Below are 11,350 nucleotides of genomic sequence, written 5' to 3' on the forward strand. Positions count from 1 at the left end.
TGACAGATTCTCATATAAAATTCGTAACTTTGCATCCTATTATACACATTAAGGTGTAAGATTGAATATGGGAAAGATAATAGCTTTAGCAAACCAAAAAGGCGGTGTTGGCAAGACAACGACAGCAATCAACTTGGCTGCCTCTCTTGCTACTCTGGAGAAGACGGTCCTTGTGGTTGACGCAGATCCACAGGCGAATGCCTCTAGTGGCTTGGGTGTGAACATCCAAGAAGTAGAATGCTCATTATATGAATGTATCATTGACAAGGCTGATGTTCGCGATGCCATTTACACAACAGATATTGAAGGACTCGACATCATTCCGAGCCATATCGATTTAGTAGGTGCCGAGATAGAGATGCTGAACTTGAAGAACAGGGAAAATGTGATAGGACAACTGCTGGCTCCTATCCGTGACGACTATGACTATATCCTCATCGACTGTTCCCCTTCTCTGGGACTCATCACAGTGAATGCCCTCACTGCAGCAAACTCCGTTATCATCCCTGTCCAGTGTGAATACTTCGCATTGGAAGGAATCAGTAAACTACTCAACACCATCCGCATCATTAAGAGCAAGTTGAATCCTAAATTGGAGATTGAGGGCTTCCTGCTGACCATGTACGACTCCCGTCTGCGCCTCGCCAACCAGATTTATGATGAGGTAAAGCGTCATTTCCAGGAGCTGGTCTTCAAGACGGTCATCCAACGTAATGTCAAACTATCAGAAAGTCCCAGCCATGGACTGCCCGTTATCCTGTATGATGCAGACTCTACGGGTTCGAAAAACCACCTTGCATTGGCAAAGGAGATTATCAATAAAAACAGCTAAGGAAATGGCGGTAAGAAAGAAATACGACAGGAGTGTACTAGGACGCGGACTTGACGATATTGGTGGAGGTCGTGGACTGGATGCACTGATTGACACTGGCAGTGAGGTTAGGACACAAGGCAGCTCTAACCTCAATGAAATTGCCATATCACAGATAGAGCCTAATCCTAACCAACCTCGTAGAGAATTTGACCAAGAAGCCCTACAAGAGCTGGCAAATAGTATTCATGAGGTAGGTATCATACAACCTATCACCCTCCGTCAAATGGACAACGGCAAATACCAGATTATTGCTGGGGAACGCCGTTGGCGTGCCTCACAACTGGCTGGTCTGACGTCAATTCCTGCCTACATCCGTACCGTTGAGGACGAAGGGGTGATGGAGATGGCTCTTGTAGAGAATATCCAACGTGAAGACCTGAATGCTATTGAGGTGGCACTTGCCTACCAGCATCTCGCAGAGACAACGGGAATGACCCAAGACAAAATTTCCAAACGTGTGGGAAAAAGTCGTACAGCAGTAACCAACTTTCTCCGTCTCTTAAAACTCCCTGCTCAGGTACAGATGGCACTTAAGAACCACGAGATAGACATGGGACACGCACGTGCCCTGCTTGCCATTGACAGTCCTTCTACCCAGATTAAACTTTTCAAGGAGATACAGAAGCACCAGTATTCTGTCCGTAAAGTGGAGGAGATGGTTCAAGCTTTGAAGAACGGGGAGAATATCAAGACAGCAACAGGAAAAATGACGGGAAAGACACTACTTCCTGAAGAATTTAGTGTACTAAAAGACCGTCTCGCCCAATTCTTCCAGACCAAAGTACAGATGACTTGCTCTCCAAAGGGAAAGGGGAAAATCAGTATCTCTTTCGATAACGAGGAGGAATTAGAGCGTATCATGAATACCCTCGACAGTGTTAACAATAAATAAGGAATAAAACTTTGAAACACCATCATGCCATATATATGCATCGCTCACTATTCATCTTCTTGATGATGGTGACGGGGACGTGTGCCATGGCGCAGACAGATAGTAAGGCGACACCCGTTGACAGCATCGATGTGCTGATGGCACGCATCGACTCTCTCACCCGCGCTGACTCTGTGATGACCATCGAAGAAGAGCCTGTGTCTTCTGTATTGATAGACTCTACACGCATTGTCAAGCCTAAGCGTGACTGGAACACTTGGCGACCTGACCCTAAGCGTGCTTTATGGCTGGCACTGGTATTGCCCGGAGCTGGTCAGATTTACAATCGAAAATACTGGAAGCTCCCCATCATCTACGGAGGGTTCATCGGGTGTATCTATGCGCTCACCTGGAATAACATGATGTACAAAGATTACTCACAAGCCTATCTCGACCTCATGGACAACGACCCTGGTACGGCAAGTTATAACAAGTTCCTGCATTTAGGTGTGGAAATCAACAGCACTAATGAAGAACGTTATAAGGAGATCTTCAAGAATCGTAAAGATAAATACCGTCGCTGGCGTGATTTAAGTATCTTTGTGATGATAGGTGTCTATGCGCTCTCCGTGATTGACGCTTATGTGGACGCAGAACTGTCTGCCTTTGATATCTCAAAGGACCTGAGTCTGAAGGTTGAGCCTACCGTAATTCCCAACCATGGTGGCGGTAACCCATTACAAGCCCAGTCGTTGGGAGTCAACTGCAAGTTAAATTTTTAAAACCAAATAAGGAATGATAAGCAAGAAAATTCTTATGCTGCTCGCCATACTTTTTGGCATGTCAATCACCGTACAGGCTCAAATTGAGACGGAGCCCGAGGATGAAGTGGATGAGGAAGACGAGATTGTCGTCATAGACCAAAGCGGTAACGAGGAGATTATAGAATTTCCTGAGGCAATGACTTACGACCTCGACAGTCTGCTGAATGAGTATATGGCAAAGACCTATCTCACCTCCGGAGACTGTAATATGAGGAATGAGAATCCCCACTATCCAGAGGAAGTCTACATTGAACGTCTGTCACGCATGCCAACAGTGATGGAGATGGCTCATAATAATGTGGTGCAACAGTTTATTGACCGCTATGCCAGCCGCCTGCGTGGCACCATCGCCTATTGTCTTGGAGCAGGTAATTTCTATATGCCTATCTTCGAGGAGGCTTTGGAGACATACCAGATACCACTGGAATTGAAATACCTGCCTGTCATTGAGTCTGCGCTGAACCCAAAGGCTGTTTCCCGCGTGGGAGCCGCAGGACTTTGGCAATTCATGCCCGCTACCGGCAGACAATATAATCTTCAGATGAACTCGCTGGTAGACGAACGCCGCGACCCTATCAAGGCATCCTATGCCGCAGCTCATTTGTTGAGCGACCTCTATAAAGTATTTGGCGACTGGAACCTGGTGATTGCCGCCTACAACTGCGGACCAGGTAATGTCAGCAAGGCGATCCAGCGTTCTGGCGGTTCTAAGGACTATTGGCAAATTTACCCTTACCTGCCTAGAGAGACTCGTGGTTATGTGCCAGCTTTCATTGCTGCCAACTACATGATGACGTACTACTCTTTGCACAACATCTGTCCGATGAGCAGTCGTCTGCCAGCCCAGACGGACACTGTCATGGTCACCAAGAAGATTCACTTAGAACAGATTGCCAAGGTTCTGAATGTAGATATTGAGATGTTGCGTGCCCTCAATCCAATGTATCGTCACGACATTATCCCAGGTAACACAGAACCTTATGCACTCCGCCTGCCCCTATCTGATGTTAACAGATACATTGAGAACGAAGACGCTATCTGCAATTACAAAGCTAATGAGTTACTGACGAACCGCACCATTGTGGAAGTCAATGACTATACCCCTACCTACTATCATAAGAGCAAACGCTCTTACAAGAAAGGACGTAAAGGACGCATAGGACGTCATTCCAAGGCTCGTCGTGGTGGTAAGAAAGCGGCGACCCGAGGCAAAGCACGTGCCAGCAAAGGCAAAAACAAGGCCAAAGGTCGTAAATCATCCAGGAGAAGACGCAGATAATATTTCACTATAGTCCCTATAGTTCCTATAGTCACTATATTATATAATAAGGTATATGGACGAAGAGCAGAAATTACGCGAAGATGCTGACGAAAAACTGATTAATGGTGCTTTTCAGCACTTGTTGGATAGTTATCTTGCCTCACGACATCGTAAGAAAGTCGATATCATTACCAAGGCATTCAATTTTGCCCGACAGGCACACAAAGGAGTACGTCGTCTGTCTGGTGAGCCTTATATCCTGCACCCCATTGCCGTTGCTCAAATTGCTTGCGAGGAGGTAGGACTGGGATCTACAAGTATTTGCGCTGCCTTACTCCATGATGTGGTTGAGGATACAGACTATACCACGGAAGACATCGAAAACATCTTTGGTCCCAAGATTGCCCAGATTGTTGACGGACTGACAAAGATCAGTGGTGGTATCTTTGGAGAGCAAGCATCAGCACAGGCGGAGATCTTCAAGAAATTACTGTTGACAATGAGTGATGACATCCGTGTCATCCTCATCAAGATTTGTGACCGTCTGCATAACATGCGTACTTTAGAGTCGCAACCAGCCAACAAACAGTACAAGATTGCTGGAGAGACTTTATATATCTATGCTCCACTCTCCAACCGCCTGGGACTTTATAAGATCAAGTCTGAACTGGAGAACCTGAGTTTCCAATATGAGCATCCTGACGAGTATAACAGCATCAAGAAAAAGCTTGCCTCCACAGAAGCATCACGTCGGGAACTCTTCGATCAGTTTACTGCTCCTATCGAGGAGTCACTTCGTCAGATGGGAGTCAAGTACGAGATCAAAGAGCGTGTGAAGACACCCTTCTCCATCTGGAACAAGATGCAGAACAAGCACGTTACCTTTGATGAGGTCTACGACATCCTTGCTGTCCGTATCATCTTCACACCAGATAAACGTGAGGAAGAGATCAATGAGTGTTTTAACATCTACGTTGCCATCTCTAAAATCTACAAGTCACATCCTGACCGTCTGCGCGACTGGCTGAGTCATCCAAAGGCTAACGGTTACCAAGCTCTACACGTAACCCTGATGTCCAAACAAGGACGTTGGATAGAAGTACAGATTCGCTCCGACCGCATGGACGAGATTGCCGAGCAGGGTTTTGCCGCCCATTGGAAATACAAAGACGGTATGGAGAAGGAGTTTACGGAGGATGAGTCAGAGCTAAACGAGTGGTTGCGCACTATCAAAGAGATTCTCGACGACCCACAGCCTGACGCCATGGATTTCCTTGATGCTATCAAGCTCAACCTTTTTGCCTCTGAAATCTTCGTCTTCACGCCAAAAGGAGAGATCAAGACCATGCCTACCGGATGTACGGCACTCGACTTCGCTTTCAGCATCCACACCTTCCTCGGCTCCCATTGTATTGGTGCCAAGGTCAATCACAAGCTCGTACCACTGAGTCACAAACTGAATAGTGGTGACCAAGTGGAGATCCTGACTTCCAAGGCACAACACGTACAAGCCTCGTGGATCAATTTCGTTTCCACAGCGAAGGCGAGAGCAAAGATACAGGCAATCCTGCGTCGCAATGGACGTGAGATACAGAAACGCGGTGAGGATATCCTCAATGACTTCCTTAAGAAGAATGAATTAGAGAACACCCCAACTGTTGCAGATAAACTAGCCGCTTTCCATGAAGAGCGCAGCCGCGAGTCTTTCTTCCAGGCTCTGGGTGAGAAGACTATTCTGCTGGGCGAAAAGGATATCGATGAGTTACAAGGCAAGAATACCGATGAGAACAAGAAAGGATGGCGACGGCTGGTACCTTTCTTGGGAAAGAAAGCCAAGAAAGAAGACACCACACAAGAATTCTTTGTTGTCCCAGAGAAATTCAATCGCAAGAAGCCTATCTTCATCAACGACGACAATATCGGACAGTATAAGTTCCGTCATTGCTGTCACCCTATTCCAGGGGATGATATCCTTGGATTTATCGACAACAAGCACCGTATAGAGATCCATAAGCGTGACTGTCCTGTTGCCAACAAGCTAAAGACCAGTTACGGAAACCGCATCCTTGATGCCAAATGGGACATGCACAAACGTCTCTTCTTCGATGCCACCATTCATATCGAAGGTATTGATCGTATGGGAATGGTGATGGACATCTCAAGTGTTATCTCTTCCCAGATGAACGTCAACATCCATAAGTTCACTATCACAAGTGAGGAGGGTGTGTTTAACGGAGATATCGAGATCCGTGTCCATGATCGTGAAGACGTGAAGACCATTATCGATCAACTCAAGACCATCAATGACTTACAAGAAGCAACACAAATCATGTAACGATATGAAAAAACTACTAACACTAATCTATGCCTTGCTGACAATGGTCAGTGTACAGGCAGCAAATACTTACGACAATCCTGACACCCTCGTGGTAGCTCGCGACGGTACAGGTCAGTTCCGCAACATCGCGGAAGCCATTGAGGTTTGCCGTGCCTTCATGGAATATCATAAAGTCATCTTTGTGAAGAAAGGTACCTACAAGGAGAAACTCATCATCCCACAATGGCTTACTCACATCGAGATCTGCGGAGAAGACCGAGAGAACACCATCATCACATGGGATGATCATGCCAACATCATTTACCCTCCCACGGGTAAGCCCATGGGTACTTTCCGCACCTTTACCTTGAGGATTGACGGTAGCTATATCACTCTTAAGAATATCACCGTCGAGAATAATGCGGCACGACTAGGACAGGCAGTGGCACTGTTTACTGTAGGCGACAAGCTTACCTTCCTAAACTGTCGATTCCTGGGTCATCAGGACACTGTATATACAGGTAATGCCCATTCACGTCAATATTTCAAAGACTGCTATATCGAAGGTACCACTGACTTTATCTTCGGCCCCTCCACGGTATGGTTTGAACACTGTGACATCTTCTGCAAGGCAGACTCCTATATCACTGCCGCCTCTACCCCACAGGACATACCTTATGGTTATATATTCAACAACTGCAAGGTTACTGCTGCGGAGAATGTCAGCAAGGTATACTTAGGGCGCCCTTGGCGTGACTACGGCTATACACTCTTCATGAATTGTGAGTTACCTCGTCAGATTCGTCCAGAGGGTTGGCACCACTGGCAGAAAGAACGTGAGAAGACTGCCCGATATCTGGAGTATAACAATTATGGTGAAGGAGCGTCAACCAGTCAGCGTGTCAGTTGGAGTCGCCAACTCTCCAAGAAGGAGGCTCAGGGCATCACCATCCAACAGGTCTTCAACACCCAAGACCAGTGGGTTCCCTCAAATCAATAAAAACCTATCAATAACCAATAACTTAAAACATTAAAAAATAACGTTTATGAAAAGACTGATTATTTTACTAGTCGTGGCTTTTGCCCTGGTTATGAATGCCGATGCGCAAAGTTGGTTAAACCGTCTGAAAGACAAGGCAAAGACTAAGATTGAAAACAGAATCGACGGCACTGTTGATAATGCGATGGACAAAGGAATGGACAAAGCGCAGGATGAGGCGACAGACGCCGTGAAAGGCAAGAAGGATAAGAAGAGCAAGGACAACAACGAGGAAGTTGAGACTGCTGACGAGAATCCGCAGGTTGCCACCTCATCCGACTTCAAGCGCGGCTCTGTCATCATGTTCCAAGATGATGTAACAGCAGAGCAGGTAGGCGAGTTCCCCTCTAAGTGGGATATGTTCTCAGGTACGACAGAGGTCAAGACTGTTGCTGGTGTAAAAGCCATCAATCCTACTGACAATGCCCAGATACAGCCGCTCATCAAGGAGCAGGGTGCCTATCTGCCAGAGGAGTTCACCATTGAATACGATTTCTATTATTGGCCCAGCAAGGACGATGTCGGCTTGAATGACATAAAACTGATTCTTGCCGTTACCAAAGACCGTTCTGAGTACCCAGGTGAAGGACATGATGAAGGAGACCTGACTGCATTCGTCCTGAGACATGGTGTTTGTGATACCGAAGAGCATAGTTATATGTTCAATGGAAACCACGATGGTAGTTTCGAATACAGCTTCAAGAAGGGTTGGAACCATGTGGCCCTGTCTTTCAATAAGCGTGCGCTGAAGGTTTATTTCAACGACAAGCGGGTGGTGAACCTCCCACGTGTCAACCAGCCCACATGGATGTGCTTCCAGGTTCCTTTCGACTATCATAACCTCACCTTCATCCGCAATGTGGTGATTGCCAAAGGTGCCGTTGCGCTCTACGATCGCAATGCACAGGATGTTTCTGCTGTCGAGAAAGCCATCCAGGAGACGGGTAAGTTTGTGACCAACAACATCCTCTTCGATACTGGCAAGGCAACGCTGAAGCAGGAGTCGATGATTGAGATCATGAAGGTCGCTGACTATATGAAGAAGAATCCAAGTGCTCGCTTTGAAGTGCAGGGCCATACCGACAACCAAGGCTCTGACAAGATCAACGACCCACTGTCACAACAGCGTGCCGAGGCTATTGTAAAGGCACTGGAGGGCTTAGGCGTTGACGGCTTCAACCTGAAGGCTGTAGGTAAAGGCTCCCACGAACCCATTGCCGATAACAAGACCGAGGCCGGTCGTGCTCAGAATCGTCGTGTTGTATTCATCAAACGATAATAGCGTATGAAAAAGATTTTAATGATGATAGCAGCCTTGATGCTGCTCACCCCATCAGAAACGAATGCTCAGGGGTTTCTTAAGAATTTGAAGCAAAAAGCCCTGCAGAATGCGATGGGTAATAGTAAGAAAGCAGAGAAAGAAACCCAGACGATGCCACAGGAGGAGTCTTGTGATGCCTCGAATCTTGCCATCGCACAAGGAAGCGATATTATCCCCAAGCGTAGGACTTCAACTGTTACGTGGGATGGTCTGTTGACACCCAGTACAGCCACTACAGCCGAGGCTCTGATGAACGAGCTGCCACCATTGCCTTCTGCTGAGAAGATGGCAAAAAGCACGATGGAGGAGCGTGATGCTTATGCCCAGAAGATTGCTGCAGTAGTGGTCCGTGCTGACCAGTTACAGCGCGAGCAGTCTGGTTGTTCAGATGAAGAGATGGAAGCCCTGCGTCAGAAATGGGAAGGTAAGATACAGAACCAGTTTGGTCTGACCAAGGAAGAGTTGGCTATCCTCAACGATGAGAATGCCCCAGAATCGAAGAAAAAGCCCATTCAGGATAAAGTGATGGCGAAGGTTTTGGGAGGTAACGTCAACACGATGGACCTGGAGAAGTTTGAAAAGATGAGCGAGGAGGAGCAGGAGGCTTATATCAAAGCACATCCTGAGTTCGTGCAGCAGATGCAGCAGATGGCTATGAATGCCCGCAACTTTTCCAACCAGACTCAGGACATGACCAAGGCGTTCAGTAGTTACGAGGCTCAGGTGGGCAGACTGACCAACAACTATCAGCAGCAGATGAGGGAGGAAGCCAACCATGACTATAGTGCCATCGCCAAAAAGTATGAGAGTAAATTAAAGAAGATCTACGATCAAATCTGTGATGAGGAAGATCCTCAAATAATAGATGCCCTTTATGCTGATGCTGACCAGTTGCTCTATAATTACCGTCTGGAAGCGGCAAAAGAGTATCGTGCATCGCTACAGCGACAGATTGCGAATGTCAAGCACTATGCTGAAGAGTTCAACAGACTGTCGCAGCGTCTGGTTGATCTGGGAGAACTTCCTCAGTGTGCCGTTGGCAGGACAGACCTGAACGCTGTTATCATGACAGGATGCTTGCTCGATGATGCCTATAAAGAAATGCCGGAGATCTTCCCATTAGGAGGTGTATGTCCGGAGACTATTTATGAACTGCCTAGCGGAGGCTGGCGTTTTGCAATTTTTGAGTGTAGAGGTTTCCATGACTTTGGCTCGTGCGATTGGCCATATTTGGCTATGCGTGAGAAAGGTGATGAGGTGGAATATGGTGTGGTGGAATGTGGCAAGTTCCGCATCATCAGCGAGTCGGAGCTCGAAAGCCTCAACAAAAAGGTGGATCAACGTATGAAACAGACGAGTCAGAGTGCCAACAAACCACCCTATGGTGTCTATAAGAGTCGCAGCGGTAAGCGACAGGTGGAATTCAGTCAGACGGGTGAGCTCATCATCAACGGTATGACTAGCTGTTCACCGATTTCATTTGAGAACAAGGGTGACCATTTAGAGTGGGTGATGATAGATGATAACAAAATCGTGAAGTGCATCTATAAACTCTGAAATGACAAACGCAAGACAATACATTATGCTGTGGCTATTGCTCATCATGGGCAGTGCCACAGCATTTTCTACCAACTACCACAAAGTGTTCGGTGATGACTGGACATCAGCGGAGCAGTTTGTGAATGAGCATCATGCGACATGGAAACCTCTATTTGAGGAGTTTGGTGTTGATGCTCGTTTAGCAGAAGCTATTGTCTTTCCTGAACTGATCCGTTATTCTAAATGGAAGGATGAGATAGAGACCGCAACCGTCAACGGGCTCTATATTTTAAAAGGAGTGAAAGGAGCCAATTTCTCAATAGGTCGCTTTCAGATGAAACCCTCTTTCGCTGAAGAGGTGGAAGCAGTCTGGAACCAAACCGCACTCTCCAAAGATTATGGTTTCGTATTCAATCTCCAGGATGGAACAGAGGCACGACGCTCTCGCATCCGACGGCTTAACACGATGGAGGGGCAATGCCGTTATTTAGCTATTTTCATACGACTACAATTCTTACGCCATCCACAACTTCAGCAATTGCCACTGAAAGAACAGGCAGGTTTCTTAGCCACCATCTACAATCGCTCTTTTTCGATGACTTGGAAGCAAGCCTGCCATCTGCGGCATCAGAAGAATTTCCATACAGATATCATTGCAACCCGACACACAAAAAGATATTGCTATGGTGACATTGCTCAGGCTTTTATCACCCCATGAGTCGCAAATATATCCTGAACAAAAAACTAACTAACGGCTATTGCAGATAGTCCATCTGTTTCTTCAACGCTTGCAATTGCTCACGAACATCAATCAGTTTAGTGAGCACCTGAGCTCTTTTGTCGGCACCGTCACGGTTAGCATTGATGATACGCTTGGCGGCAGCAAGTTTGAAACCACGGACTTTCACGAGATTATGAATCAACTTGATCTGATCGATATCCTTCTGCTGGTACTGACGGATCTTAGCGGGACCAGATGTCTTAGGTTTCAAATAAGGAAACTCCGTCTCCCAATAGCGCAGCGTGCTCTCGTTGACACCAAACATCTCCGCCACCTCCTTGATGGAATAGTACAGTTTCAAATTCTTGTTCAGATTCAATGCCATAATCATCTTTCTTTATATACTGATGATGCAAAGATATGAACTATTCTTGATATTTGCAAATTTCCACCAGCCTTTTTTACACCCACGTAAGTTTCTCGAACAATAATTTGGGACTTTACTCATTTATTTGTATCTTTTAGTCTTCTCTGAAGCCTTGAAGATACTCTCGTTCGAAAGTAAAAATCCTGCTATCCATGC

General features: G+C 46.5%; 10 protein-coding genes. 9 read left to right on the forward strand and 1 reads right to left on the reverse strand.

All coding sequences use genetic code 11. From position 1 onward, the window contains the following. Positions 1-67: 67 nt before the first annotated feature. The 9 genes from BM257_RS09055 to BM257_RS09095 are packed head-to-tail and all read left to right on the forward strand — an operon-like array spanning position 68 to position 10,764. Positions 68-832: a ParA family protein gene (locus BM257_RS09055; RefSeq protein ID WP_092071372.1), complete on the forward strand. Its 765-nt coding sequence runs from the start codon at positions 68-70 to the stop codon at positions 830-832. Positions 833-836: 4 nt separating this feature from the next. Further along, positions 837-1,766, forward strand: a complete 930-nt coding sequence (locus tag BM257_RS09060) for a ParB/RepB/Spo0J family partition protein (RefSeq protein ID WP_092071375.1) — start codon at positions 837-839, stop codon at positions 1,764-1,766. Positions 1,767-1,801: 35 nt separating this feature from the next. Then, positions 1,802-2,527 carry a DUF5683 domain-containing protein gene (locus BM257_RS09065; RefSeq protein ID WP_092071378.1) on the forward strand — a complete coding sequence of 242 codons (726 nt, stop codon included), beginning with the start codon at positions 1,802-1,804 and terminating at the stop codon, positions 2,525-2,527. 13 nt (positions 2,528-2,540) lie between these two features. Then, positions 2,541-3,848, forward strand: coding sequence for a lytic transglycosylase domain-containing protein (locus BM257_RS09070; RefSeq protein WP_092071381.1), 1,308 nt, complete (start codon positions 2,541-2,543; stop codon positions 3,846-3,848). Positions 3,849-3,903: 55 nt separating this feature from the next. Further along, positions 3,904-6,165 carry a RelA/SpoT family protein gene (locus BM257_RS09075; RefSeq protein WP_092071384.1) on the forward strand — a complete coding sequence of 754 codons (2,262 nt, stop codon included), beginning with the start codon at positions 3,904-3,906 and terminating at the stop codon, positions 6,163-6,165. Between the two features lie 4 nt (positions 6,166-6,169). Continuing rightward, positions 6,170-7,147 (forward strand): pectinesterase family protein, encoded by a 978-nt coding sequence (locus tag BM257_RS09080; protein WP_092071484.1) that lies wholly within the window; start codon positions 6,170-6,172, stop codon positions 7,145-7,147. A 46-nt stretch (positions 7,148-7,193) separates the two neighbouring features. Then, positions 7,194-8,465 (forward strand): OmpA family protein, encoded by a 1,272-nt coding sequence (locus BM257_RS15175; protein ID WP_092071387.1) that lies wholly within the window; start codon positions 7,194-7,196, stop codon positions 8,463-8,465. Positions 8,466-8,471: 6 nt separating this feature from the next. Then, on the forward strand, positions 8,472-10,064 hold the full coding sequence (locus tag BM257_RS09090; protein ID WP_143096815.1) for a hypothetical protein: 1,593 nt from the start codon (positions 8,472-8,474) through the stop codon (positions 10,062-10,064). 1 nt (position 10,065) lies between these two features. Next, positions 10,066-10,764, forward strand: a complete 699-nt coding sequence (locus BM257_RS09095; RefSeq protein WP_143096816.1) for a hypothetical protein — start codon at positions 10,066-10,068, stop codon at positions 10,762-10,764. Positions 10,765-10,801: 37 nt separating this feature from the next. Here the strand turns inward: BM257_RS09095 and BM257_RS09100 are convergent, their stop codons facing one another. Beyond that, positions 10,802-11,152 carry a MerR family transcriptional regulator gene (locus tag BM257_RS09100; RefSeq protein ID WP_092071487.1) on the reverse strand — a complete coding sequence of 117 codons (351 nt, stop codon included), beginning with the start codon at positions 11,150-11,152 and terminating at the stop codon, positions 10,802-10,804. Positions 11,153-11,350 lie beyond the last annotated feature (198 nt).

Source organism: Prevotella sp. tf2-5 (genome assembly GCF_900115435.1).
Taxonomy (GTDB): Bacteria; Bacteroidota; Bacteroidia; order Bacteroidales; family Bacteroidaceae; genus Prevotella.

Bases quoted from the DNA above. Each gene is read 5' to 3' on its own strand.
- BM257_RS09055 (WP_092071372.1), top strand. From the start codon at position 68: ATGGGAAAGATAATAGCTTTAGCAAACCAAAAAGGCGGTGTTGGCAAG.
- BM257_RS09060 (WP_092071375.1), top strand. From the start codon at position 837: ATGGCGGTAAGAAAGAAATACGACAGGAGTGTACTAGGACGCGGACTT.
- BM257_RS09065 (WP_092071378.1), top strand. From the start codon at position 1,802: ATGCATCGCTCACTATTCATCTTCTTGATGATGGTGACGGGGACGTGT.
- BM257_RS09070 (WP_092071381.1), top strand. From the start codon at position 2,541: ATGATAAGCAAGAAAATTCTTATGCTGCTCGCCATACTTTTTGGCATG.
- BM257_RS09075 (WP_092071384.1), top strand. From the start codon at position 3,904: ATGGACGAAGAGCAGAAATTACGCGAAGATGCTGACGAAAAACTGATT.
- BM257_RS09080 (WP_092071484.1), top strand. From the start codon at position 6,170: ATGAAAAAACTACTAACACTAATCTATGCCTTGCTGACAATGGTCAGT.
- BM257_RS15175 (WP_092071387.1), top strand. From the start codon at position 7,194: ATGAAAAGACTGATTATTTTACTAGTCGTGGCTTTTGCCCTGGTTATG.
- BM257_RS09090 (WP_143096815.1), top strand. From the start codon at position 8,472: ATGAAAAAGATTTTAATGATGATAGCAGCCTTGATGCTGCTCACCCCA.
- BM257_RS09095 (WP_143096816.1), top strand. From the start codon at position 10,066: ATGACAAACGCAAGACAATACATTATGCTGTGGCTATTGCTCATCATG.
- BM257_RS09100 (WP_092071487.1), bottom strand. From the start codon at position 11,152: ATGGCATTGAATCTGAACAAGAATTTGAAACTGTACTATTCCATCAAG.